The 26,824-nt window shown below is 51.2% G+C and carries 18 protein-coding genes and 2 pseudogenes; 9 read left to right on the plus strand and 11 right to left on the minus strand.

The features are described 5' to 3' along the window. The first annotated feature begins 340 nt into the window (after positions 1-340). Positions 341-1,054, plus strand: coding sequence for a hypothetical protein (locus P4S53_RS14510; RefSeq protein WP_337113196.1), 714 nt, complete (start codon positions 341-343; stop codon positions 1,052-1,054). Positions 1,055-1,192: 138 nt separating this feature from the next. On the opposite strand, the gene P4S53_RS14515 is transcribed toward P4S53_RS14510, so the two are convergent. The 5 genes and pseudogenes from P4S53_RS14515 to P4S53_RS14535 form a co-directional block, all read right to left on the minus strand. Further along, complete coding sequence (locus tag P4S53_RS14515) at positions 1,193-2,215, minus strand: LacI family DNA-binding transcriptional regulator (protein WP_337113197.1); 1,023 nt, start codon at positions 2,213-2,215, stop codon at positions 1,193-1,195. A 96-nt stretch (positions 2,216-2,311) separates the two neighbouring features. After that, positions 2,312-3,747 (minus strand): annotated as a pseudogene (locus P4S53_RS14520) (6-phospho-beta-glucosidase). Between the two features lie 266 nt (positions 3,748-4,013). Then, entirely contained in the window at positions 4,014-5,300 is a 1,287-nt protein-coding gene (locus P4S53_RS14525) for a TRAP transporter large permease (RefSeq protein WP_337113198.1), read from the minus strand. A gap of 25 nt (positions 5,301-5,325) precedes the next feature. Continuing rightward, positions 5,326-5,907: a TRAP transporter small permease gene (locus P4S53_RS14530; protein ID WP_337113199.1), complete on the minus strand. Its 582-nt coding sequence runs from the start codon at positions 5,905-5,907 to the stop codon at positions 5,326-5,328. 57 nt (positions 5,908-5,964) lie between these two features. Further along, a complete protein-coding gene (locus tag P4S53_RS14535; protein WP_337113200.1) occupies positions 5,965-6,987 on the minus strand; it encodes a TRAP transporter substrate-binding protein in 1,023 nt (340 codons plus the stop codon). A gap of 941 nt (positions 6,988-7,928) precedes the next feature. Here P4S53_RS14535 and yghU point away from each other — a divergent pair. Continuing rightward, positions 7,929-8,785: pseudogene (yghU, locus tag P4S53_RS14540) on the plus strand (glutathione-dependent disulfide-bond oxidoreductase). A 123-nt stretch (positions 8,786-8,908) separates the two neighbouring features. Here yghU and P4S53_RS14545 read toward each other — a convergent pair. Beyond that, entirely contained in the window at positions 8,909-9,835 is a 927-nt protein-coding gene (locus P4S53_RS14545; protein WP_337113201.1) for an AraC family transcriptional regulator, read from the minus strand. A gap of 352 nt (positions 9,836-10,187) precedes the next feature. On the opposite strand from P4S53_RS14545, the gene P4S53_RS14550 reads away from it, so the two are divergent. The 3 genes from P4S53_RS14550 to P4S53_RS14560 are packed head-to-tail and all read left to right on the plus strand — an operon-like array spanning position 10,188 to position 14,911. Further along, on the plus strand, positions 10,188-11,444 hold the full coding sequence (locus P4S53_RS14550; RefSeq protein ID WP_337113202.1) for an efflux RND transporter periplasmic adaptor subunit: 1,257 nt from the start codon (positions 10,188-10,190) through the stop codon (positions 11,442-11,444). 12 nt (positions 11,445-11,456) lie between these two features. Beyond that, positions 11,457-14,636: an efflux RND transporter permease subunit gene (locus P4S53_RS14555; protein WP_337113203.1), complete on the plus strand. Its 3,180-nt coding sequence runs from the start codon at positions 11,457-11,459 to the stop codon at positions 14,634-14,636. After that, complete coding sequence (locus tag P4S53_RS14560; protein WP_337113204.1) at positions 14,633-14,911, plus strand: hypothetical protein; 279 nt, start codon at positions 14,633-14,635, stop codon at positions 14,909-14,911. Before P4S53_RS14555 ends, P4S53_RS14560 begins: the two co-directional genes overlap by 4 nt. 16 nt (positions 14,912-14,927) lie before the next feature. Here the strand turns inward: P4S53_RS14560 and P4S53_RS14565 are convergent, their stop codons facing one another. Continuing rightward, on the minus strand, positions 14,928-15,704 hold the full coding sequence (locus P4S53_RS14565; RefSeq protein WP_337113205.1) for an AraC family transcriptional regulator: 777 nt from the start codon (positions 15,702-15,704) through the stop codon (positions 14,928-14,930). 99 nt (positions 15,705-15,803) lie between these two features. Here P4S53_RS14565 and P4S53_RS14570 point away from each other — a divergent pair, with 99 nt between their 5' ends. Further along, positions 15,804-16,958 (plus strand): multidrug effflux MFS transporter, encoded by a 1,155-nt coding sequence (locus P4S53_RS14570; RefSeq protein WP_337113206.1) that lies wholly within the window; start codon positions 15,804-15,806, stop codon positions 16,956-16,958. A 47-nt stretch (positions 16,959-17,005) separates the two neighbouring features. Here the strand turns inward: P4S53_RS14570 and P4S53_RS14575 are convergent, their stop codons facing one another. Continuing rightward, positions 17,006-17,902 carry a LysR family transcriptional regulator gene (locus P4S53_RS14575; protein WP_337113207.1) on the minus strand — a complete coding sequence of 299 codons (897 nt, stop codon included), beginning with the start codon at positions 17,900-17,902 and terminating at the stop codon, positions 17,006-17,008. Between the two features lie 93 nt (positions 17,903-17,995). Here P4S53_RS14575 and P4S53_RS14580 point away from each other — a divergent pair, with 93 nt between their 5' ends. After that, positions 17,996-18,916: a DMT family transporter gene (locus tag P4S53_RS14580; RefSeq protein WP_337113208.1), complete on the plus strand. Its 921-nt coding sequence runs from the start codon at positions 17,996-17,998 to the stop codon at positions 18,914-18,916. 35 nt (positions 18,917-18,951) lie between these two features. Here P4S53_RS14580 and P4S53_RS14585 read toward each other — a convergent pair whose 3' ends face one another. Next, the gene (locus P4S53_RS14585) at positions 18,952-19,935 is read right to left on the minus strand and encodes an LLM class flavin-dependent oxidoreductase (RefSeq protein WP_337113209.1); all 984 of its coding nucleotides are present in this window, start codon (positions 19,933-19,935) and stop codon (positions 18,952-18,954) included. Positions 19,936-20,029: 94 nt separating this feature from the next. Further along, on the minus strand, positions 20,030-21,940 hold the full coding sequence (locus P4S53_RS14590) for a monovalent cation:proton antiporter-2 (CPA2) family protein (RefSeq protein ID WP_337113210.1): 1,911 nt from the start codon (positions 21,938-21,940) through the stop codon (positions 20,030-20,032). A gap of 1,205 nt (positions 21,941-23,145) precedes the next feature. Between P4S53_RS14590 and P4S53_RS14595 the strand changes: the two genes are divergently transcribed. Both P4S53_RS14595 and P4S53_RS14600 read left to right on the plus strand, forming a co-directional pair. Continuing rightward, positions 23,146-23,556: a hypothetical protein gene (locus tag P4S53_RS14595; protein ID WP_337113211.1), complete on the plus strand. Its 411-nt coding sequence runs from the start codon at positions 23,146-23,148 to the stop codon at positions 23,554-23,556. A gap of 100 nt (positions 23,557-23,656) precedes the next feature. Continuing rightward, positions 23,657-25,339: a DUF262 domain-containing protein gene (locus P4S53_RS14600; protein ID WP_337113212.1), complete on the plus strand. Its 1,683-nt coding sequence runs from the start codon at positions 23,657-23,659 to the stop codon at positions 25,337-25,339. A 452-nt stretch (positions 25,340-25,791) separates the two neighbouring features. Here the strand turns inward: P4S53_RS14600 and P4S53_RS14605 are convergent, their stop codons facing one another. Next, positions 25,792-26,820 (minus strand): methionine synthase, encoded by a 1,029-nt coding sequence (locus P4S53_RS14605; RefSeq protein ID WP_337113213.1) that lies wholly within the window; start codon positions 26,818-26,820, stop codon positions 25,792-25,794. Between the last annotated feature and the right edge of the window lie 4 nt (positions 26,821-26,824).

Consider the following 26,824-nt stretch of genomic DNA (forward strand, 5'->3'; position numbering starts at 1 on the left):
ATTCAATGGAAGCGATAGAAGGGTTTCCAATCGCCTGTGGAAACAAGTCAAGCCCAGTCGGTTCTCACGAGAATATTTGTCAATCGGACGCATCTGAGGCAGTTAAAAAGAAGATGTCGCATCTGAACATGGTTTGTATTGAGGGAATATGAATCAATGAATGGCCTCATCCAGTCGCCTTCATTTTGATTGAGCTTTTTGAAATCAGTTTTCTTGAGGGTTATCAATCATTTTTCAACGCATCATGTGTGACGTTGCAGCGCTGGGAAAGTTGAATCGCATCGGCGGCGCATCGGTAGCGCTTTTAAGGTGACGCTGTCTTTTAAATCGTGGAGTTGGCATGGCAAAGCAAAAAAATAAATACGACGATATCGTCACCTGTAACTTGAGTGTCTGGCACAGGCCTGTTGGTTTGGTCTTTTTCCTGGCGTCTGTTGTATTGATTGTGCTGTTTCCTTATTTTCCGGTGCAGTACCTGACGGCTTTACTGAGCCTATGGTCCGTATTACGCAAAAAAGAAATGGTGTGGCGAAAAAGGGAGCGTCAGTGGTCTTTTCGAGTTCGGCGATTTTTTCTGTGGCGCCAAACCAGCCATCCGATGACAGACCGTGATGCATTGATTCTGTATTACGAAAAGCCTGTTGAGGAAGAAAGAGATGGCACGATCATGACTCAATACGGCAGGTTTGAGCTGGAGTTCGAATCGGAAGCCAGTCGGTTTGATCCGGATAATCAGGCTGAATATCAATCCGGACCTCAATATCGATTAAAGAAATTCGATCAAGATGCCAAAGCGCCTGAATTAACGGAGATGATGACACAAATTATTGAGGTCTACCGTGCCAGCAATCTGGATGTCCGAATCGTTTTCGGATTGGAAGATCTGGATGATGAAAGATATCGGGCTATCAAAACAGCGCTTGGCATTGATCCGTCACGTGCCTCTTTTGAAGGTGCATTGCCTGCAACAGATAAGCGCCCCGATTATTATGAAATAAAGCGATACACACTGACGTCCAGTCAAATAAGTGATGAAACGGCATCGGCAGAATAGCGCCGGTGATGTTGATGGATGACAGACGATGGTGTGATTTGAAATTTAAAGGTCTGGCATCAGCCCTGCTTGCTACAGAATCTGCGTCGTTAGAAATCTGTCAGGCTAAAGCAGGGCAGGCCATTCTATATGTCGCAGTCAGTACGATGAGTGAGCCGAGGTCAGGGCTTGGGTCGATTCACGCAACACCAGCGCCCCGGTATAGGTCTGGTGGTGCGTGTGGGCGGGCGCTTTATTGGCTAAGGCTATCGCCAGTGTCATGGCGTCCTGCGTGAGCCGGACAATCGGTAAGGAGACGGTGGTCAGGCTGGGAATGGCATAAGCGGCAGCAGGTTCATTATCAATCCCCATCACTGAGACATCCTGCGGCACACGCAGGCCGTGATCGTACAATGCCCGGATCGCGCCGATTGCCATGTCATCGTTACAGGCAAAAATAGCGCTGACGTTCTGCCGGCGGCTGAGGAGTTGTTCCACCGCCTGATAACCGCTCGCCAGGGTGTTGGTGCCTTCACAAACCCAGCCGGGCTGCAGGGTGATCTGGTGCTGCTCCAGCATTTGCTGATACACCGCATAGCGGATCTGACCGGTTTCGCTTGCCAGCGGGGAAGTAATACAGGCAATGTTGCGGTGGCCGAGATCAAGCAGGTGCTGCATGGCAATGGCTGCCAGCTGGCGCTGATCCAAGCCGAAACTGTGCAGAGTATTTTCTTCAGACTGACGGTTCAGGATGATCAACGGTGGCAGTACGCGCTGCTGCAGAGCAGCCAGATCGCCCATGGTTAAATGGCGGCTGTAGAGCAATATTGCATCACAGCGCTGATTGGCTAGCGTGGCAACGGCTTCCCGTTCACCGTCGGCGGTGTTGCGGCTGTTGACCACCAACAGCTTTTTACCGGCCTGCTGAGTGCTTTGCTCGGCATGGTGCAGAATGCTGCCAAAATAGCTGCTCTGAAAGTGAGGCAGAATCAGGCCGATGGTATTTGAGGTATTGGTTGCCAGCGCCTGTGCCAGCGTATTGGGCTGATAGCCGAGGGTTTGCATCGCCGCCAGCACAGCGTCGCGGGTCGCCGCTTTGACCTGCCCGGTGCCATTGAGAACACGTGACACTGTGGCTTTGGAATAGCCCGTTGCTTTACACACATCGTTTATGGTTGCCATTGCCTGTCCTCTTTATCATCCGGCCACGGGCAGTCAGCCGCGGCCGGATGGCGAGTGTAGCGAACTTTCGCTGTTGTTAGAATGCTTTATCCGTCGTTACAGGCTTTCACCGTTGGTGGCGATGACGTTCTGGTACCAGAAGAAACTCTTTTTCTTCGACCGTGCCAGGGTGCCACTGCCGTCATCATGCTTATCGACATAAATGAAGCCGTAGCGTTTCCGGTATTCGCCGGTTGTAAATGACACACAGTCGATACAGCCCCAAGGGGTGTAACCCATCACATCGACCCCTTCCATCGAAATGGCTTCTTTCACGGCCCGGATATGCGCACTCAGATAATCAATCCGGTAGTCGTCATTGATGGTGCCATCCTCTTCAACCTGATCAATGGCACCAAATCCGTTTTCGACAATGAAGATAGGTTTCTGGTAGCGTTCGTACAGATCAGACAGCGCAACACGCAGGCCGTCGGGGTCGATTTGCCAGCCCCAGTCAGAAGCCGGCAGGTAAGGGTTTAGCTGACTGTCCTCAAACAGGGAAGTGGTTTCGCCGTCCTGGTTTTTTTCGCCGAGACGATGTTGGTCATGTAATAGCTGATGGCCAGATAATCGGCGCAGCCTTCGCGCAAAATGGCCTCATCGCCTGCCTGCATCTCAACCGCGATGCCTTTGCGTTCCCACTCTTTGCGCAGGTAGCTGGGATAATAGCCCCTTACCTGAACGTCACTGAACAGGTATTTCTGCCGCATCAGATCTTGCGCCAGCAATACGTCATCCGGGTGGCAAGTGGCCGGGTAGAGCGGCATCATGTGAATCATGCTGCCGATTTTGAAATCCGGGTTGATGGCATGGCCCAGTTTCACCACTTTTGCGCTGGCGAGAAACTGATGGTGTAACACCTGATACATCACCTGTTCCGGATTGTCATGATCGCTGTAGATCATGCCTGAGTTACAGTAACCCCAGATAGGCAATTTCCAGTTGCGCTGGTTATTGATTTCGTTGAAGGTGATCCAGTATTTCACCTTGTGCTGATAACGCGCCATCACGACCCGGCTGAAGGTCACGAAGAAATCGACAACCTCGCGGTTCAGCCAGCTGCCGTAGTGTTTTACCAGGTGGTTCGGCATCTCAAAGTGAGACAGGGTGATCACAGGTTCTATCCCGTGTTTGAGCAATTCATCAAACAGGTCGTCATAGAACTGCAACCCGGCTTCATTGGGTTCTTTTTCATCGCCATTGGGAAAAATGCGTGTCCAGGCAATGGAAGTCCGGAAGCATTTGAAGCCCATTTCAGCAAACAGCGCAATGTCTTCTTTGTACCTGTGATAGAAATCAACCGCTTCATGGTTGGGATAGAAACGATCCGCTTCTACCGTTTCGGTGATCACTCGCGGCACTTCATGGGCGCCTTTGGTCAGCACATCGACGACGCTGACGCCTTTGCCGCCCTGATCCCAGCCCCCTTCGACCTGATGAGCAGCCACGGCGCCGCCCCAGAGAAAATCCGTTGGAAAGCCTTGTTGTGACATCTGTAACCCCCTTGTGCTGGCAAAATGATCTCAGGATCAATATTGGAACCTGAGGGCAGTGTAGATCATCCAGTGCATAAATGTAACCGGTTTCTGTAACCGGTTTCTTTTTCCGGGATAGAGAAAACTGTGCGCTTTCGGGTGAGCGAATGGCATTGGGGGAAGCGCTGGAGGGAAGGTTTACCGGGCAGACAGTCTGTCAGAAAGGGTCAATTGATTGGCTGACAGACTGCCTGAGCAGAGCACAGACGTTAAGCTGTTGCTGGTTACTCTGCGAATGCAATATCCCTCAGGAACAGAGCAATTTCAGGGAAAACCACAAGCAGGGCGGCAGACAGTAGCAGGATGGCAATAAAGGGGCCGGTCCCTCGTACCACTTCCCAATACGGTTTTTTAAAGATTGCAATGGCGGTAAAGATGTCACAACCAAACGGTGGCGTGGCAGAGCCAATGGCCACCTGCAGAGTAATAATGATCCCGACATGCACCGGATCGAGATTGGTGGCTTCGATGGCCGGCGCAAAAATTGGCGTCAGCACCAGAATCACCACAATCGGGTCGACGAACATGCAGGCGATGAAGAAAGCCACCGAGATAGATGCCAGCACGCCGAGCGGACCCATTTCATCAATGCCGACTGCTTCGAGGATCATTTGCGGAATCTGTGCGAAAGAAATAATCCAGGAAAAGCCATTGCCCACGCCGACCAGAATGAAAACAACGGCCGTAATCAAGCCGGTGGATTTGGCAATCGCGTATATGTCTTTACTGTCCAGTGAGCGGAAAACAATGAACTCCAGAAACACGGCGTAAAGCACACACACGGCTGCGGCTTCAGTCGGGCTGAAAATGCCGCCGTAGATCCCGCCGACGATGATCACCGGGAACATCAGCGGCCAGATGGCTTTTTTCGCGGCCTTAATGCGCTCAGGCCAGCTCGCCCGTGCTTCTGTTGGTACATTGTTGATGGTGGCGTAAGCCAGACAATACAGAGAAAAGAACACCAGAATCATCAGGCCGGGGCCGACGCCGGCGATGAAAAGCTCAGCAATCGAGGTTTCCGAAATCACACCATAAATGATCATCCCGATACTGGGCGGGATCAGGAAGGCAATATCACTGGCGTTGATGATCAGGGCCAGTGAGAAAGAATCGCTGTAGCCGGCTTTGAGCAGTTTGGGACGCAGGGTGGACCCCACGGCGACCACAGTGGCCTGGGTGGAGCCTGAAACTGCGCCGAACAAGGTGCAGGAAGCTGCGGTACTGATGGCCAAACCACCCCGGATATGGCCGATAAAGGTCATCACTAAATCGATCAGGCGGTTGGCGGAGTGGCCGCGGGTCATGATATCAGCAGCCAGAATAAACATAGGGACGGCAATCAGTGAGGCCGGCCGGATCCCGCCCAGCACTTGCTGGATAAAAGTATCCATTTGATCCATCCCGCCAAACATCATGTAGAAACCGGTCAGGGCGGCGGTAATCAGAGGGATCATCATAGGGAAGCCGGTCAACAGCATCACGATCATGATCAGCATTAAGGTCATTGCCATGGTGAATACCTTTTATACTTCATTTTTAATTCTGTATGTCATTTTCATTATCTTTGTACTGATCAAGCACACCGGTGGACAGGTAGATTTCCGGGCTGGTTGCATTTTTATAGGCGGTCAGCAGGTATTGCACTCCAGTGACAGCAAATCCCAGCGGAACCCAGATATAGATCCACCAGATTTCAAAACTTAATGCCGGTAAAATACGGCCCCGCTCATAAACAGACATCACATACAGGTAGGAAAAATAAGCCAGCAGGAACATGATCGCGGCCGTGATCACTGCAATCAGGATCATCACAGTTTTCCGGCCCTTATAAGGCAGCATGTCATACATTGCCGACATACGGATGTGGCGGCCATGGCGGGCGGCATAGCCAATACCGGCAAACGTGATCAGAATGATGAGTATGCGATTGATTTCGCCGGAGAAGAACAGGCCCTGGCCAAAGCCGAACCGTGCCACCACATTCACGCAGGTGTTCAGGGCCATGAGCAGCACGCCTGCGGCAAGCATGAAGGATTCAATTTTACTGATCAGTGTATCGACTTTACCGATCACACCGGGCAATTCCGAGTGGTATTCCAGAGATTCGGAATCGGACATAACGACTTCCTCAAACAGTAAGGTACCGCCGGTCAGGCGGTACCTCGTACGACTTTATTATTGTTGAGCAGCTTTTAAGTCAGCTTTGAACTGGTCCAGCAGTTCCTGACCGTCCGACCCTGTCATTTCAATAAAGGTTTTTTCTACCTGAGGTGCACGTGCTTTGAATTTGGCAATTTGCTCGGCAGACAAGCGTGTTACCGTGACATCGTCACTGGATTGCTCGATTTTAGCGAGGGATTTCTCCGCCAGACCCGTAATGTGTTTCATGGTCTCGCTGAACGCATATTCCGCCGCTTGCCGGACCATTTTCTGGTCTTCGTCCGACAGGCCCTCAAAGAATTTCTTGTTTGCCATGGAAGCTGTGGTGAACCAGCCATGGTGCGTGAAGATCAGGTTGGGTGAGACTTCGTACAAACCACCGGATTCAATCCAGAAGATCGGGTTTTCCTGGCCCTGAATCATGTTGGTTTGCAGCGCACCGTACACTTCACCCCAAGGCAGTGGGGTCGGAGTGGCGCCAAAGGCCTCATAGGTGGAGGACAGCAGCGGGTTGGTCATGACACGGATTTTTTTGCCTTTTAACTCTGCCGGAGAGGTAATGGGTTCATCCACCGTCATCACCATTTCGCCTTCAGGGTACATCTTCAGCAACTCTAAGCCTTGTTCTTCATACAGCGCAGGGAAGTTGTGATTCACTGCCTTACTGGTTTTGAAGAAATTGATTACGGCCTTCATATCGGTTGGCATCAGATAAGGAATAAAAAAGATTTGTGCCTCAGGAATGAGCGAGCCGGTAAAGCCGGGAGACTGGTTCACAAACTGCAAAATACCCGCCTGGGTTTGCTCCATAATATCGTCTGATTCACCCAGTTCACCAAAGCGGTATATTTTCAGATTATGGTCAGAGTGCTCTTCAATATAATCTTTAAATTTATGCGCATAAACGTCTTGTACATCGCCTTCATATTCTTCATGAGCGTAACGCCAGGTATCTGCATGAGCCAGAGTGGAAAACCCTAAAGTTGCAGCAACACAAGACATTGCAGCAATTTTCTTGATATGACGGTGAATCAACATCACGTCCCTCCTTTTGGAATGCGTTAAAGCCATTTCAGACAAAAATGAATCACCCCGTGATATTTTTAGTACACGGTTCATTATGATTTTTATCCGGTTGCACAGTGGCAATTTTCAGTTTCAGTCCTTTAATACCCTGACAATATTATTGTTTTTATTAAAGTAATTCGTCGGTGCAATGTCTTTTGGTGTGACTTGAGTCACGATTATTCGGCAGGTTTTATGATGTCTCAGATAATCACTATAAATGGGTTGACATTATTTTAAAGGGAATTGTTCATGCTTTAGAAAAGATATTTATTTTTAATTGAATGGTTAATTAAAAATAAATAATTCGTAAAGTATTGAGATGATAGCTCGTCACTTTCTCCATGTTTTTGACTGGTTTTTGCAGCTGATTTCAATCTTCTCTGTCTATTTTAACCCACTGATATTTTATAACTCCGATTTATTCTTCTCAGTGAATCATCTGCAGCCGGAAGCAGCGATGACAGGGAAGGTTGTTGATCATTAATAACAGGTTCGTTGAAGTATAATGGCTGGTGATGAGTGAAATCCTTTGTATTTTTTCAGCTTGATTCCGTCATGAATCCGAAATGAACAAATGAAGAGGAATGCAGCCTGAGTGTTATATCGGTGGGACAGCGTTGGATAAGGCAGGTAATTTTCGGCCGGTGAGCCGGTCTGAGTCTGTCAGTCAAAGAGCGAATGAAATCGCGAGTAGCAGTGGCCGGGTGAAATGGACTGTACGCTTGGGTGCTTATCCTGCGACAGGATAGACAAAGGCGCATTCTGATAACCTTGTCATTGGCCTATATACTTTGTGGAACGCGTTAAGCGTCAAAAAGTTCTAACCCAATGGCCGATAAGGCTGTGATTTGGTGAGAAATGACCCTATATCTATCAGTCAGGGTCGACGTTATTGAATGAGGTTATCAAGAATGGCAAATGAATATGTACCACCGAAAGTCTGGACGATGGATGCGGAAAACGGCGGTGAGTGGGCGAGTATCAACCGCCCTGATTCCGGTGCCAGGCATCAGCAGGCATTGCCTGTGGGGGCCCATCCTCTCCAGCTTTATTCCCTGGCCACACCCAATGGCCAGAAAATTACCATCATGCTAGAAGAGCTGCTGGCACTGGGGGTGAACGATGCCGAGTATGATGCCCACCTGATTAACATCGGCGATGGTGATCAGTTCTCCTCAGGCTTTGTGGCGGTCAACCCAAACTCAAAAATCCCGGCCCTGGTGGATCAGTCCGGGCCAAGCCCAGTCAATGTGTTTGAGTCCGGTTCTATTTTGGTCTACCTGGCGGAAAAGTTCGGCTACTTCTTACCGGTCGATATTGCCGAGCGTACCCGAGTGCTGAACTGGTTGTTCTGGCTGCAAGGCTCTGCGCCTTATCTGGGGGTGGCTTCGGGCACTTTTATGCCTATGCACCGGAGAAGTTCGAATACCCGATCAATCGCTTCACCATGGAAACCAAACGCCAACTGGATGTGCTGGATAAGCAACTGGCAAACAACACTTTTATCGCCGGAGAAGAATACAGCATTGCTGATATGGCGATCTGGCCCTGGTACGGTAATCTGGTGCTGGGCTATGCCTATGATGCCGCGGAGTTTCTCGATGCCGACAGTTACCCGCATGTCCAGCGATGGGCGAAAGCCATTTTACAACGCCCGGCAGTACAGCGCGGCCGGATTGTGAACAGAACGTCCGGTGAAGTCTGGGAAGTGTTGCCCGAGCGACACAGCGCCGCGGATATTGATGCTGTGCTTCAATTGAAGCCCTGATAGATTCAGTCTGCGTTTTTCAGAAGTCACACAGAAACAACAGGCTTTGAAGTGGCAGCGTCGTCTGCCACTTTTTGTATGGTTTTTCGGTGTCCTGACCGACCAATTCAGTGGATCAAGGGATCACTGTACTCTGTCTTCCATCAGCGGCTTGTGACCTCGCAGGCGGCTGATGTCCGTCATCGGCGGGATGCCAAACAAGCGGCTGTATTCACGGTTGAAGTGGGACGGGCTCTCATAGCCGACCCGGTAGCTGGCTGCAGAGGCATCTATGCCGTCTTGCAGCATGATCCGGCGCGCTTCATTGAGCCTGAGCTGTTTCTGAAACTGCAACGGCGTCATGGATGTTACCGCTTTGAAGGCGTTGAACAGCGAAGACTGGCTCATATGAACCATATCGGCCAGCTCCTGCACCCGGATCGGTTCTTTAAATCGTTGCTGAATCAGCTCCACAACTTTGCTGATGCGGTTGGCCTGGGTGTCCCGCAGCAAGAACTGGCGAAGCTGAACCCCGACCGGGCTTTTCAGCAGCCTGAACATGAGTTCCCGCTTTAATAAAGGCAACATGACGGGAACATCTTCCGGATGGTCGAGCAAGGCCAGGTAACGTTTGAACACCGACAGCATTTCCTCATCAGAAGCCACGGTTCTGATGCAGTAAGGGCACTTGGTGATGGCTTCGGGCGGTTCGTTCATGATGATCAGTAAATCTGTCAGCTCCTTGAGATCCAGTGCAATGCTGATGCCGATGTAGGGCTGCTGTTCTGAAGCACGCAGGATCTCGCCGACAACCGGCATCATGACAGGCACCAGTAATAAATCGCCTTCTGTCAGTAACAATTCACGCGCCCCGGCCGTAATGCGCTTTTCACCCTGCAACAGTAAACACAACATCGGGCTGTAGATGCTTGGCGAGCAGGAGGAGTTTTCCGTGCTGTGCATCAGTTTAATGTCCGGCAGCGCCGTTTCGGTCAGTCCCGGCCCGTCAATATGCTGATTCACCAGGTTGATTAATTCTTGTTGGATACCCGTCATTGTGTCACTCACCATTTCTCATCCACATGCGACTATAGAGTATAAGGCAAGCGCACTGCCACTGTTTTACCTCAGAATGACAATTAGAGGATTAGGCAAGGATTGTGTAGAAAAAGGCAAGATGGCAGGCGTGGCGCTTAATGATCTTTGCTGGACTCAAACATCTGTTATTTGTAGCGGTACTGGCATGGTTGCTTATTGAATCTGGCTGTTTGTAGAAATAGGCAATCTTCTCCGAGCTTTCGACAATATCAATACGCTGAATGGAACATAGAATGACAAGGTGACATCCGATCCTTCTGTGGAGGGTCGGGTAAGACATTGCATTTTTCGATTTTCGCGTATCAAAGTCAGAGAGGATTGCCTGATGACCTTATTCACCCCATTCAGAAACGTGTTCAGGAAACAGCTTCTTGCTGGCACGTCTGTTTTTCTGCTGTCTGCCTCCGGGACAGCGTTTGGCAATGACTCTCCGGCATCACCGCCGCTACCGGCCATCAGTGTGGCGACTGTGCTCAGTGAACGTATCACCGAGTGGGATGAATACACAGGTCGCCTGCAGGCCCCTGAGACTGTGGTGCTCAAACCCCGAGTTTCCGGTTATGTGACCGAAGTGGCTTACCGCGAAGGGGATCTGGTTCACGAGGGCGATGTGCTGTTCAGCATTGACGATCGTCTGTTTCGCGCTGAAGTCGAACGGCTTGAAGCGCAGCAGGCCAGTTTGCAGAGCCAGTTAACACTGGCTGAGAGTGAGTTTGTCCGCGCTAAACGGCTCAATGCCACCAAAGCGATTTCTGCTGATGTCTATGACAACCGCCAGGCTGCGTTACAGCAGGCCAGGGCCGAGCTGGATGCACTGAAAGCGTCGCTGAAGCATGCGCGTTTGCAGTTGTCTTTCACCCAGGTCGTGTCGCCGATTGACGGCAGAGTCTCACATGCCCAGATCACCCAGGGCAATTATGTCACCAGTGGCCAGAGCGAGCTGACGACCATCGTATCGACCGATCAGATGTACGCCTGGTTTGATGTGGATGAGCAAACGTACCTCAATTATGTCCGCAATCATCTGGTACGCGTGACGGAAACCCGTGATGCCAGCCCGGTGAGCATGGCCTTGTCCGGCGACGGCGGTTATGCATTTCAGGGCCATATTGATTTTATCAACAACAGTGTTAATCAGCAGACCGGCTCGATTCGGATGCGGGCCACCTTTGAGAACGAAGCGCAGACGCTGATGCCCGGCCTGTTTGCCCGTTTGCGTCTGATTGCCAGCAAACCTTATGACGCCATTCTGATTGATGAAAAAGCCGTCGGCACCGATCTCAACCGGAAGTATGTCCTCAAGCTGGATGACGCCAATGTGGTGACCTATCAGCCAGTGACCCTGGGTGAGAAAGTCGCTGGTTTGCGTGTGGTGCAGTCCGGTCTGACGGCAGAGGACAGAATTGTGGTCAGCGGACTGCAGAAGATCCGGCCGGGGATGCAGGTTGCACCGAAAGTGGTGGAGATGGCCACCCCGGATCAGCTGGCTGATATTCACCGCGACCAGCAGTGGCACCCGGAAGACAGCAATGCGGAAGGAAGCCATGTGCTGACCGCCCGCCAACCGACCGACGCCCAGTAATCAGGACAGACTATGTTTTCTCAATTTTTTATCCGCAGACCGGTATTTGCTTCTGTGTTGTCGCTGCTGTTTGTCATCGTCGGCAGCATCGCGGTCTGGCAGTTGCCGGTGACTGAATACCCGGAAGTGGTACCGCCGACTGTGGTGGTCACGGCCAATTATCCCGGCGCGAATCCGGGGGTGATTGCTCAAACCGTTGCCTCGCCGCTGGAGCAGGAAATCAATGGGGTGGAAAACATGCTGTACATGTCGTCGCAGTCCACCGCAGACGGCATGATGACGCTGACCATTACTTTTGCTATCGGCACCGATGTGGACTTGGCGGTGTCTCAGGTGCAAAGCCGGGTCGACCGGGCGCTGCCGCGTCTGCCACAGCAGGTGCAGCGGCTGGGCGTGGTCACGGAAAAATCATCACCGAATCTGACCATGGTGGTGCACCTGTTCTCGCCGGATGATCGCTATGACATGCTGTATCTGTCCAACTTTGCCAATCTCAAGGTCAAAGATGAACTGGCGAAAGTCAGTGGTGTCGGCTCGGTGCGTTCCTTTGGTGCCGGCAACTTCAGCATGCGGGTCTGGCTGGATCCCAATCAGGTCGCTGCGCTGCACCTGACCCCGGCAGACATTGCCGAAGCGATCCGCCAGCAGAACCAGCAGGCGGTGGCCGGCAGTCTGGGGACTCAACCAGCAAGCCATTCGGATTACCAGTTACTGATTAATGTCAAAGGGCGCCTCTCGACAGTTGAGGAATTTGAAAACATCATCATCCGCGTCGGCGAGCAGGGGGAGATCAGCCGCCTGAAAGATGTGGCGCGGGTTGAGCTGGGCGCGGATTCCTATGCGCTGCGCTCCACGCTGGATAATCAGGATGCTGCCGCCATCGGTATTTTCCAGGCCGCAGGCTCGAATGCGATTCAGATTTCTAATGATGTGCGCGAGACGATGGCGCGTTTGTCGCAAGATTTCCCGGAAGGGGTTTCTTACGAAATTGCCTATGATCCGACGGTTTTTGTGCGCGGCTCCATTGAAGCTGTGATTCAGACCCTGCTGGAAGCCGTCTTGCTGGTGGTCGCTGTGGTGGTGCTGTTTCTGCAAACCTGGCGGGCGTCGATCATTCCGCTGGTGGCGGTACCTGTGTCGCTGATCGGTACTTTCGCTTTTATGCTGCTGATGGGCTTCTCCCTCAATGCGCTGTCGCTTTTTGGCCTGGTACTGGCGATCGGGATTGTGGTCGATGATGCCATTGTGGTGGTCGAAAATGTTGAGCGGAACATCAGTGAAGGCCTGTCTCCGGTTGATGCCACAGTTAAAGCGATGCGCGAAGTCACCGGGCCGATCGTGGCTACCACGCTGGTGCTGGCGGCGGTGTTTATTCCGACGGCCTTTATGACCGGTCTGACCGGCCAGTTCTACAAGCAGTTTGCGCTGACCATTACCATTTCGACCTTTATTTCTGCGATCAACTCACTGACCCTGAGCCCGGCGTTATCGGCGCTGTTGCTCAAAGGTCATGATGCGCCGAAAGACTGGCTGACCCGTGGTATGGACCGGTTGTTCGGCCGCTGGCTGTTCAATCCCTTTAATCGCTTTTTCAGTGCCTTGTCAGGTGGCTATGGTGTGGTGGTCCGCAAAGTGATCCGGGCCGGTGCTATTGCTTCGGTGGCGTATGTCGCGTTAGTAGGATTCACCGGGTATCAGTTTGCCACCACGCCAACCGGTTATATCCCGGCGCAGGACAAGCAGTATCTGATTGCCTTTGCGCAATTGCCCAATGCTGCCTCGCTGGATCGCACCGCAGCGGTGCTGGAAAAGATGTCTGAGCTGGCTCAGGCACAGGACGGTGTCACGAACACCCTGGGTTTCCCCGGGCTGAGCATCAATGGTTTCACCAATGCGTCCAACAGCGGCATCGTGTTTGTGACGCTGGATGATTTTGATCAGCGTCAGGACCCGGCGGCCAGTGCCAGCGCGATTGCTGCCCGGCTCAATCAGCAGTATGCCGGGATTGAAGAGGCGTTCGTTGCGGTCTTTCCGCCGCCACCTGTCATGGGCCTTGGCACCATAGGCGGATTCCGGCTGCAGATTGAAGACAGAAACGGACTGGGCTTTGAAGCCTTGCATCAGGCGACCATGGCGGTGATGCAAAAAGCGGCAGCGACCCCTGAGCTGGCCGGTGTTTTTTCCGGCTATCAGGTCAATGTGCCGCAGCTGGATATTGAGGTTGACCGAACCAAGGCCATGCAGCAGGGCGTGAATCTGGACATGCTTTTCCAGACCCTGCAAGGGTATCTCAGCTCAACCTACGTCAATGATCTGAACCTGTATGGCCGCACGTATCAGGTCAACATGCAGGCCGATCAGGCGTATCGTCAGGATGCCGCGCAGGTGGGCCAGATCAAAGTCCGCAATGCGCAGGGGGATATGGTGCCGATTGACTCTTTCATCCATGTGAAAGATACCGCCGGGCCGGATCGCGTGATGCACTACAACGGCTTTATGACGGCTGAAATCAATGGCGGACCGGCACCGGGTTACAGCTCCGGGGAAGCGCAGGCGGCGATTGAAAAAATTCTGGCGGACACCCTGCCGCGGGGCATGGATTACGAGTGGACCGAACTGACTTATCAGCAGATGATCACCGGTGATTCTAACCTGTATGTCTATCCGTTGGTGATCCTGCTGGTGTTCATGGTCCTGGCGGCGCAGTATGAAAGTGTCCGTTTGCCACTGGCGATCATTCTGATTATTCCGCTGACCTTGCTGTCGGCCTTAAGCGGGGTGGTGCTCTACGGCGGCGATAACAACATTCTGACCCAGATCGGTTTTATCGTGCTGGTCGGGCTGGCCACCAAGAATGCCATTCTGATCGTGGAGTTCGCCAAGGAGCTGCAGGATCGGGGCTATTCGGTGAAAGACGCGATTCTGGAAGCCAGCCGGCTGCGGCTGCGTCCGATTCTGATGACGTCCATCGCCTTTATCATGGGGGTGGCACCGCTGGTGTACTCCACCGGTGCAGGCGCCGAGATGCGTCAGGCCATGGGGGTGGCGGTTTTCTCCGGCATGATTGGGGTCACTGTGTTTGGTCTGTTGCTGACACCGCTGTTTTATTACCTGCTGGCAAAACGCGCAGAGCAAAAAGCCCCGGCGGCAACACAGTCTCCTGCACCGGAAAGCGTTCAAGAGGCATCATGAGTGAGATCTGGCAGGATACATGCGTTGGTATACTGCTGTGCAGTGCAGTCAGCCTGTTTCCTGTGCTTGACTGCCCATTGTCACCCGAGAGGCTGTTTCAGGCCCCTCGGGAGGCTTCACACTACAATGGAGAAGCCTGGCAGTACCTGCTCAATCCGGTCGTTCTGAATAATCTGTCCGAGCAGAAATCAGGGTCGGCAGAGACCCTGATGAACGTCTGCCCGGGCGAGCAGAACTGCGGGATTATCTGGCAGTTTGAAGCGTTTGAAATCTGAATGTTTCACCGCCGATTCAGTGTCCGGTACGAAGATATTGCAGCGGGGTCTGCCCGGTTTGCTGTTTAAAAAACGCGATAAAGGCGCTGTCGCTGGAAAATTCAAGCCGGTACGCCACGTCATTCACCTGAAGCCCGGCAGATAACAGTTCAATGGCTTTCAGTAACCGCCATTGCTGGCGCCAGTCCTGATAAGGCATCCCGGTTTCCCGGATAAACAGCCGGCTGATGGTTTTACTGCTGGCGCCAATCTGCTCACTTAACATCTTCAGTGACGGGGCATTTTGCTGATCCCGGTGCAGGGCACTGAGCCATGCCGTCAGTCGTCTGTCTGATGGCAAAGGCAGGGATAAATAAGCTTCACGGGCATGATGCAGCTCCTCAAAAAATAAGGCGTGTGTCCGTTGCATGCTGTCACCGGGGGTGTTCCACGGCCAGAAAGCCATGCGTTCAATCAGGGCCTGCAGCAGTGGATTCACCTCAATAATTTTTACTCTGTCCTCAAGGTGGGTGGTGAGTCGGGGATCAAAATAGAGCGAACGATATTCCACCACCTGATACATTTCCGCACAGTGTAGCGTACCGGCCGGAATCCATGCCGCCCGGGTCGGCGGTAACACACAGCGCATCCCGTTCAGGGTAATGTTCATACATCCTTGCGGGGCATAGAGCAGCTGTGCTTTCCGGTGCCTGTGCATCCCTGAGTCATGCTTGCCCAGCCGGGCGGCAATGCCGATCACCTCGTTTTCAAAATCATCTGCATCGAAACTGGTCGATTGATCGATCAAGGCCATGTGTCTTTATCTTGATGTTTTTTGTCTGAGTGATGTTATTGGGACATTATCAGGATTGAGTAGACTTGGCGCATCTTTTCTTCAGATGAGCGAAAAATAATGAATACACCTCCTGCGTTGTGGCTGATGGTGGTTTTGATCATGTTCCCCCAGATAGTTGAGACCATCTACAGCCCGGCCCTCCCGGATCTTGCGTCTGGTTTTGGTGTGTCGGTATCTGTTGCCAGTCAGACACTGTCTGTTTACTTCACCGCGTTTGCGGCAGGGGTTGTGTTCTGGGGCCTGATGTCGGATTGGATTGGCCGTCGTCAAGCCATGCTGGCGGGGCTGACGGTCTACGGCGTGGCGACACTGGCTGCGATGAAGACGCAGCAGTTTGAGTTGTTGTTGCTGTGCCGGGGACTGGCCGCTTTTGGGGCTGCCGTGGGCTCGGTGGTCACACAAACCATGCTCAGGGACAGCTATGACCGCACCGCGCTTGCCAAAGCGTTCTCTTATGTGGGGATTGGTGTTTCTGTCAGCCCTGTGATTGGCCTGCTGACAGGGGGCGTGCTGACTGAGTATGGCGGATACCCGGCTGTTTTTGCCGCGCTGAGCCTGCTGGCGGGCAGCTTATGGCTGCTTTGTCTGCTGGGATTGCCTGAGACCAGGCCGGATGTTATTACCCGGCCATCGGTGCTGACGCTGGGCAAACGCATGGCTGTTGATACGCATCTCTGGCGGCATGCAATGCTGGTGGCGGGATTCAATGTGTTGCTGTTTTCTTATTATCTGCAGGGCCCTTTTGTGTTTGCGCGACTGGGGTACAGTCCGCAGGTGTTTGGTTACAGCGGCCTTGTTCTGGCAGCCGGAACCATCACCGGCAGTTTTCTCAACCGGCAATGGTTGCACCAAGGGCGCGCGCAGCGTGTGCTGATTCAGCTGGCCTCGGGTGTGGTGCTGGCAGGCGCTGCCGGTGTCGTGATCTTACAAGACAGCATATGGTTTTTGCTGCCTATGCTGCTGATTGTGGTGGGGTACGGCATGGGGATCCCAACGATTCTCAGCCAGTCTTTGCATGCCTATCAGGCGCAGGCCGGGTCAGCGGGCGCCTTATTCGGGCTTCAGTACTACCTGCTAATCGGCGTGGGCTTGTCGGTCGCAGGCATGACAGCAGAGTTCAGCGGTTTTCAGATCATCATTGCCGCGCTTATGGTCTTGCTGAGCCTGTCAGGAAAAGCCGCGTCTGTGGCTGAACAGATTCTCAGGCGCTGATGATTGATTGCGTAAGCTGGTAAGGTGGTGCGAGAGCAGGGAACGGCTCATGCCATTGCCTCAAACCGCGCCATGACAAACTCAACAAACAAGCGCACCCGCATCGGCAGATGATCGCGGTCGCGGTAGAGCATAAACAGGGTACGGGGCTTGCTGCACCAGTCCGGCAGGACTCGGCTGAGTTCGCCGTCAGCGATCATGGGAAGGGCAAAGTAATCAGGCATATAACCGATGCCCAGGCCTGACTGGATGGCATGAGTCAGCATGCGGATTTCGTCAACCTCCAGACGCAGGCCTTTGACGGGCTGGTGATCATATTCCACCCCTGTCTCTTTATGCACCAGCTGCCAGGGCGACATGGGATGACAGAGAATCGACGGGTGATCGCTCAGCCTTTCCGGGTGTGTGATCTCTTGCACCGGATAGTCGGGATGGGCACAGATAATGAAGTGAATATCTTTGAGCGGGCGGGCTATCCAGTTGTCCACGACAGGGTTGCCGACACGAAAGACCACGTCCATCGCCTGGGCTTCAATATCAATCAGGCTGTTGGAAAACTGCAAATCTAACTGAATATCAGGGTACTGCAGCAGGAAGTCGAAAAAGATATCACGCAGAAACTGAGAGCCCGCATTGATCGGCGCACTGATACGGATTTTTCCCTTCGGCTCATGCTTTTCTCGGTGCAGATCTTCCCCGATGTCACTCAGCTCATCAAACAAAGTGCTGGAGCGTTCAAAATATTGCTGACCAGTATGGGTCAGCGACACTCTGTGGGCATCCCGGTTCAGTAATCGCAATTGCAGGTCTGTTTCTAACTGACGAATCCGCCGGCTGAGGGTCGACAGTGGCATACTTAAATGGGCGGCGGCAGTTTTAAAGCTGCCCAGCAGGGCGACAGTACAAAAACAGCGCAGATCGTCGAGAGAGTAGTTAGATTTCATATTTGGTATTTACCATGCTGATAATGCCTGTTTATTCAGAACATGAAACCAATAGACTAGCGATTATCTTGTGACAAGTCATCCGGAGTGACTATGAATCCTTCATCAACAATGAAAGCCGTTGTTCTGCTCATTATCTGTACCTTTTTCTGGGGCAGCTGCTTTCCTATCGGTAAACATGCACTCAATGAAGTGCATGCGCTCACGCTGGTATTCTGGCGTTTTACCATCGCGGCGGTCTGTCTGGCGCTGTACATTCTGGTGATAGGGGCGGAGCGCTTTGCGTTAACCGTCCGGCAATGGATCTGGGTTGTCGCTGTCAGCGCCGTAGGGGTCGGTGGCCTGAACCTCGGACTCTTTACCGGGCTGGAACATACGGCGGCAACCAATGGTTCGCTGATTATGGCGCTCAGTCCGCTGACAACGGCACTCATGGCCTGTGTTGCGATGCGCACTTTGCCGACCCGGCTGCAATGTCTCAGTTTGGTGGTCAGTTTATCGGGCGTGCTGGTGGTGATCACCAACGGGCACTTGGACGCGTTGCTCAACATGCAATTCAATCAGGGCGATAAAATGATTTTCTGCGGCATGTTGGCCTGGAGTTTTTACACTTACTGTAGTCAGGGCATCAGCCGCTGGATGCCGGTTATCCCATACACATTTGTCGGGATGCTCAGCGGCGCGACTGTGATTGGACTGATGTGTCTGGCCACGCCGGAAGTCCACCCGTTTGCAGAGCTGTTCAGCAGTTCTGCCATCGGTATGACGGAAGTGGTTTATATTGGTGTCTTTGGCACGGTGGCCGGTTATTTGTTGTGGCTGAATGGTGTCCGGGAGCTGGGCTCGCCAACGGCGGCGCTGTTCTTTAATTTTGTGCCTGTGTTTGCGGTGCTCACCGCCTATATGATGGGACAAGCGGTCACCCTGCTTCAGCTGGCCGGCATTGCAATCGTGATTCTGGGGCTGCTGTTGCCCAGGGTGCCGGTATTCAGAAAATCGTCGCCGGTAGTATAAGAAGAAGCCGGGCGTGTCGCCACGCCCGGCCATGATTACAGCTCTGCCAGCAGCTCATAGGAACGCAGCTTTTTCTCCTGATCGAAGATCAGGGCGTTCGCCATGATCTCATCGGCCTGGGTCCTTTCTGTCAGCTCAGCCAATCGGGACCGGACAGTGTCCTGATCACCGTGAATGGATTCCCGCAGCTGTTTCTCGATCTGGTACTTTTCATGGGGCAGCCATACCGATTCCATGCTCCAGACCGGAGGCGGAATTTTGCCCTGAACGCCGCGGATCATATTGAGAAACTTCTGCTTTTCCGTGGTGCCCAGATACTGCGCCTCTTCATTGGTTTCAGCCACAATAATGTTCACGCCTATCATCACATACGGCTTATCCAGCTGCTCTGAGGGCTGAAAATGCTCACGGTAGATCTGTATCGCGTTCATCATGGCATCCGGCGCGAAGTGAGAGGCAAAAGCGAACGGCAGGCCTTTGATACCGGCCAGTCGGGCACTGTAAGTGCTGGAGCCCAGCAGCCAGATCGGCACTGAAGAGTTGGAGCCAGGATAGGCTCTGACCGGCTGATTGGGTGACACCGGGCCCATGAAAAACTGCAACTCTTCCAGCAGTTCATCAAAGTTGGGCTCCATGCGATCCGGATCGCGGCGTAGTGCATGCATGGTCGGGTAGTCGGTGCCCGGCGCGCGGCCCAGCCCGAGATCGATACGGTTGGGATACAGCGCCTCCAGGGTGCCGAACTGCTCGGCAATCACCAGTGGCGCATGATTGGGCAGCATCACCCCGCCCGAACCCAGGCGGATGGAACTGGTCTGCGCACCGATATGGCTGAGCAGCACAGCAGTGGCGGCACTGGCAATATCCGGCATATTGTGGTGTTCAGCCAGCCAGAAGCGCTTGTAACCCCACTTTTCAGCGTGTTGTGCTAAAGAGACAGAGCGCGCATAAGTGGATGAGAAATCAGCCCCTTCAGCGACAGGGGCTAAATCTAGAATTGAGCGAGGCGGTAGCGTCATGGACCCTTCTTTCATATCAACAATGAACGATTGCCTGACTATGCCTGTTTATTTCAGGTTGGTAAACAGACAGAAATCTGCTTGCTTCTGCTGATTATTTTGCTGACGGGTCGGTGCCAGCCCGAACCTGATCCGGAACCTGATCCGGAACATGATTCGAACGCTCAAACGCCATTTCTTCGTGGATCCTGTCTTCAAACTGCATGAAGAGTTTGAGGTAGTTATTATCAAACCGCTCCCCTTCTTTGGACTCGCCCAGCCAGGCCTGATAGAGACCGGCAGAGAGCTCATCATCGACCCGTTTGTACGCGGATTTCTGTTGCTGGGCCAGACGAGGCGGATGCCCCAGTTCCCGCAGGGCGGCGGCGCCGATTTCCAGCGCGGAATGGTAGGTTTCAGATTCAATCACATCGGCGCCCGCCTGACGGAGGCGGTAACTGTGGCCCCGGTCATAGGCGCGGGCCAGTATTTTGACCTGCGGATAGCTGTGCTTGATATGTTTGACCAGCATGATGCTGCTTTCCTGATTGTCCATGGCAACCACCACCATGGCGGCCTGTTCAATGCCTGCCGTGTGCAGCAGGTCGGGGCGGGTGGCATCGCCAAAATAGGCCTTGGTGTTGATTCTTCGCATGGTATCTATGATGGTCGACTGGTGATCCAGCACCACAGTTTTCACGCCGTTGGCGATCAGCAGGCGGTTGACGATTTGCCCGAAGCGGCCGATCCCGGCAATGATCACTGTGCCTTGCTCATCAATGGTATCGGCTTCGCGTTCGTTGGAAGAATGCTCAAAGCGCGGCAAGATGATTTTGTCGTAGAAAATAAACAGGCCGGGGGTGAACATCATCGACAGCGCAACCACCAGAGACAAGGTTTGCGCCAGCGCCGGGGGCAGCACATGATTCTGGACGGTGAAACTGATCAGAACGAACCCGAACTCACCGGCTTGCGCCAGACTCAGGGCAAACAGCCAGCGGTTACTGTTGCGAATCCGGAAAATCAACGCCAGCACGAAGAGCACCAGCGCTTTGATCAGCATGATGCCCAGTGTCAGACCAATCACAGTAAAAAACTCGCTGAACAGAATACTGAAATTGATCCCGGCGCCAACGGTGATAAAGAACAGGCCCAGCAGCAGCCCTTTGAAAGGATCAATGTTGGATTCCAGTTCATGGCGAAATTCACTGTTGGCCAGCACTACGCCAGCAAGAAAAGTCCCCAGTGCCGGCGATAAACCCACCAGACTCATCAGAATGGATACACCCAGTACCAGCATCAGGGCGGTGGCGGTAAATATTTCCCGCAGACCGGAGCTGGCAACAAAGCGAAATAAAGGGCGGCTGAGGTAATGGCCGCCAACCACCACAAAGGCGATGGAGGCGGTAATCACCAGACCATAAGACCAGCCGGGCAATCCGGCGACCAGGCTCAGTTCTTCATGGTGTTCGGCCGCCACCGCGGTTGCGGATTGTGCCTGCGCAATCAACTCGGGCAAAGCCAGCAACGGTAACAGCGCCAGCATGGGGATCACGGCGATGTCCTGAAACAGGAGTACTGAAAAAGCATTTTTCCCGCCTTCAGTCCGGCCCAGCCTTTTTTCGTTGAAGGTTTGTAACACAATGGCGGTGGAGGACATCGCCAGGATCAAACCAATGGCCAGCGCCAGCGTCCAGGGGAGTTCGAAAAGCAGTCCCGCGCCGGTAAAAGCCAGCGCCGTCAGGCCAATCTGCAACCCGCCCAGCCCGATGAGCCGGTGCCGCATGGCCCACAGTGATTTTGGCTCCAGCTCCAGGCCGACCAGAAACAGCATAATCACGACACCAAACTCGGCAAAATGTTGAATCGAGGTGGTTTCTTCACCCACTAACCCAATCACCGGCCCGATGACCACCCCGGCAATCAGGTAGCCCAGCACAGAGCCGAGGCCAAAGCGCTGCGCCAGCGGCACGGCAATCACGGCTGCGATCAGATAGATAAAGGCGTAGATGAGATATTCCGTCATGTTGCTTCCTTTGACTGACGTAGCGGGGGAATCTTGTGTACAGACTGATAGTTATATGACAGGGAGAGGTATTTTCAAAGGTGTCTTTTCGTGTTGGAGGTGGGGGACCGGGATATCAGTAGAGTTGAAGGTATGTCGCGCTTGAGTTCGGTGGTTTTCTCGGCATGGTATGCAGCGCGCCAGACACTCTTTGTTGGGCCAAAGAGTGCCCAGAAAGCCCTTTTTGTTCTTTGGTGTGGTCCGGGCCGGTTGTAGGCGCTCCCGGCGCCGACAACCTGAAAATACATCCATGTATTTTTCCCTCTGGGAGTGGGTTTCTTTGGCGTTTTTGGGATGTTGAGGGGAAGTGCTTCAAGTGAGATATGAAGGTATGTCGCGCTTGAGTTTAGTGTTTCTTTTGGCATGGTATGCAGCGCGCCAGACACTCTTTGTCGGGCCAAAGAGTGCCTAGAAAGCCCTTTTTGTTCTTTGGTGTGGTCCGGGCCGGTTGTAGGCGCTCCCGGCGCCGACAACCTAAAAATTCGTCCTGAATTTTTCCCTCTGGGAGTGGGTTTCTTTGGCGTTTTTGGGATGTTGAGGGGAAGTGCTTCAAGTGAGATATGAAGGTATGTCGCGCTTGAGTTTAGTGTTTCTTTTGGCATGGTATGCAGCGCGCCAGACACTCTTTGCTGGGCCAAAGAGTGCCCAGAAAGCCCTTTTTGTTCTTTGGTGTGGTCCGGGTCGGTTGTAGGCGCTCCCGGCGCCGACAACCTAAAAATTCGTCCTGAATTTTTCCCCTGGGGATGAGGAAATAGTTTGGCTCGAAACTCGTTTTTGCCCCTAAACGAGCTAGCCATAGATCCCTGACTACTTACTCATGTCAGCTATTGACCTACTTTTTCTAATAGCAGATTATAAGCCTAATTGAGCATTTACGACTATACAGACATGATTTGTAGTTTGTGAGTGCTAAGGGGAACAAGCCAATAAAACAGCATTTTTACTGTGATGGTGTTTGTATTTTCTTAAAATGTTATAACTAAAATGTCTGTTGAAAAGACACTGTTATATTCTTAACGAGCATTATGGGACATACGATACTTTTTTATAAAATTTTCAGTGATGCAATGTTATTAGAATAAATTGTATCGGGAAGCTTTAGTTATATCGAGGCATTACATGGCTCATATTCTAATGATAAAAAATATGATTATGAGATTACTGAGTTGGATTTTGCCTATGACGAATATTTAGGTTGGTTGCACGAAAATGTTAGCTCATTGCTAATTCAATGTGCAACTCAAACTAGAATATATAAGGACACATACTCTCCTGATGAAAAACCTGAAGAAGGGGAAGGGTTTTACTCATCAGACATTGAAGCTTATGAACATTTTCCAAATATAGTTGAAGCGATTTCTGGGAAATTTAGATATTCACTAAGAGAGTGTTGTAATAAAATTATTCATGCTGAAGCTTTTGAGTTGGAACTAGTAAGTAATGAAAGCACCAAAAAACACTGGAATGGGTTTTGTGTTTTAAAAGGTACGTTTAATCAGCATAGCTGGAGCATTAGATTAGACGTACGAAAATTTTGTATGGCAATTCGGTATTACTATGAAGTGGAAAAAAGCTGATAGTAACTCACAATGAATATAACAAGAGCAAGCATCAGACTAACTAATCGTTCTGGCTCTTAGTTAGCTGGTGTTGCAAGCGTTATGCATAGGAGAAAAAATGGAAGCTTCAACAACAATTAGAAAGATGATGGCTGGCAACAAAATTGTCGTGCCTGCATATCAGCGTGCATATTCGTGGGATACTCCGATAGAGAAATCAGACAGAAACACGCAAACAGACGTATTCGTGTCAGATTTAGAAGAATACAGCAGAAGTAATGCAATTAGTCCTTATTACTTTGGTCACTTCCTTTTTGAGGAAAAAACAAAATATTTCAATTTAATAGACGGCCAGCAACGCTTAACAACCATTGTCATTTTCTTATCTGCTCTATTTGCGAAGCTTAAATCCATAAGGGCTTTATCTGAGGAAGAAGAAGATTGTTATGAAGATATGGTTAAGAGGCGAAGCACAATACGCTTTTCGACTGTTGACTACGATAATCAAGTATTCATTGACTATGTAATAGATCAAAACAAGTCTGACTATAATGGCCTTGAAACGGAGTCGTCACACCGAATTGTCAGAGCATTCGAATTTTTCATGAAACATCTTTCTGACAAGTCAGAAGGGTATTTGACAAAAATGTTGTCGATTGTCGGTGGTGCAACCTGTACCACGCACCCGGTTCAAAATGAATCGGAGGCGATACAGATGTTTATCTTTCAAAACAGTCGTGGAAAACGACCGTCAAATCTTGAAATAGTCAAAGCTCAGTTCATGCATCAAGTTCATCTGCATGGGAACTGTAAAGACGAAGTGGAGTCGTTAATTGAGGAAATCAAAAGGCGTTTTGAAAAAATCTACAAATCAATCTCCTCGATCGAATACAGAATTAATGAAGATGATGTCTTACTCTATACCTTGCGGGTTTACTTTAACTCGCTCTGGGAAACAAACTCTTTAGACAAAATCAACAAGATGTTGGCTATTGAAAATCCACTTGATTTCATCAAGTCGTTCTCAACGAGCTTTGAGCATCTATCACAGTTTTTTGGAAAACATGAGAGAGAAAGTTTTGGGATTCATTCTCTCATATCACTAGGCGGAATAGCTGTTGCGCTTCCATTTGTAATCAAGGCGTACAGATATGGCTTGCCTCTTGATGAAATTGGAAAACTTTGCTCGTCTTTAGAGTCTTTGGTACTTAGGCATCGTTTGATAGGGACGCGGGCTGATATTACTTCAAGAATTAATGATGTGTTTGAGAAATTCACCGAAAACAAAAAAGATATTTCGCCAATAATTGAACGCATTAAATGGATGAAGGCCACAACGGACTGGTGGTGGGCCTATTGGAACGATGAAAGATTGAACGAGTCCCTGCAGGGAGGTATCAACCATTCGGTTGGAAAATACCTGCTCTGGAAATATGAAATTCATTTGGAGAAACAAGGTAAAGCCGGTTATTCACAGACTCGGTTCGATAGAATCATCAGTCCAGAACTAGAACATATTGCACCTACAACTGAGCCCGAAAGCAAGCCTCATGGCTATGACAATTATGACGAAGAGTTCAGGAATCAATTTTTGAACTGCCTAGGAAATTATTTGTTGTTGTCAAAGTCGCATAATTGCGCTGTTGGTAATATTCCCCTCACCAAAAAACTGGAAACATATACTCACAATGAACAGCAGCGTGAAGTAAAGGGACTTGTTTCTAATAACGAAATTTGGAGCAGAGAAATAATTCAAAAGCGAAAAGATAAGATCATTAATGTAATTATGAGCAACTGCTAAAAGGGCATAACAATCACTAGCAGCAAAAAAGCGCCGCTCGTTTCCATTCTGCTTTTTGCTGCTGGTAATTTTCGGCGTTACGCCATAGAGATTTTTATCCGAAACACATCTGATACAGCCTAACACGTTTATGTCCAAAAACGAGTTTGAAAATAGAATGTCCCACCTATCCAGGGAAAAATTCAGGACGAATTTTAGGTTGTCGGCGCCGGGAGCGCCTACAACCGGCCCGGACAACACCAAAGAACAAAAAAGGCTTTTCTGGGCACGCTTTGAGCCAGCAAAGAGTGTCTGGCGCGCATTAGTTCATGCCAAGTGAACCACAGCACTGAAGCGCGACATACCAGCAAACTCAGATAAAACAAAACCACCCCAGAGAAAAACTCAGAACAAATGATCAGATGGCCGGTGCTGGGAGCGCAGGACCATCAAACTCACGGTTACATCTGCAACTACGCCGAAAGCTCTTTCCGAACAATTTCAGCGCCTGCACTTAAAGCATTGAGCTTGCCTTGTGCGATTTCACGAGGCAGGGGGGCCATGCCGCAGTTGGTACATGGATAGAGTTTGTCGGCATCAACAAACTGGAGTGCTTTTCGCAGCGTCTCAGCGACTTCCTCTGGCGTCTCAATGGTATGGGTTGCCACATCAATGGCGCCGACCATCACTTTCTTCCCCCGGATCAGTTCAAGCAGCTCGATTGGCACACGAGAGTTGTGACATTCCAGAGAAATAATATCGATATTCGATTGTTGCAGTTTGGGGAATATTTCTTCGTATTGGCGCCATTCAGAGCCCAGGGTCTTTTTCCAGTCCGTGTTGGCTTTAATGCCATAGCCATAGCAAATATGGACAGCGGTTTCGCATTTCAGGCCTTCAATGGCTCTTTCTAAGGTTGCAATCCCCCAATCGTTGACCTCATCAAAGAATACATTAAAAGCGGGTTCATCAAATTGAATAATATCAACACCTGCAGCTTCTAATTCTTTGGCTTCCTGATTAAGAATTTTGGCAAACTCCCAGGCGAGTTTTTCACGACTTTGATAATGGGCATCATAAAGGGTATCGATCATTGTCATGGGGCCAGGCAGAGCCCATTTGATCGGCTGCTTGGTTTGCTGACGTAAAAATTTAGCATCTTCAACAAACACCGGCTTTTGGCGGCTGACCGGCCCAACAACTGTCGGGACACTCGCTTCATAGCGGTCACGAATTTTGACTGTCTTCCGATTTTCAAAATCAACACCGCTCAGGTGCTCAATAAAAGTAGTGACAAAGTGTTGGCGCGACTGTTCGCCATCACTGACAATATCAATCCCGGCATGTTGCTGTTCATGTAATGACAAACGTAACGCATCCTGTTTGCCTTCAATGAGGGCCTGATCTTGCAGTTTCCAGGGAGACCAAAGCGTCTCAGGCTGCGCGAGCCAGGAAGGTTTCGGTAAACTGCCTGACGTTGAAGTCGGTAATAATTTTTTCATCATC

The sequence above is a fragment of the Photobacterium sp. Hal280 genome (assembly GCF_037162255.1).
Taxonomy (GTDB): domain Bacteria; phylum Pseudomonadota; class Gammaproteobacteria; order Enterobacterales; family Vibrionaceae; genus Photobacterium.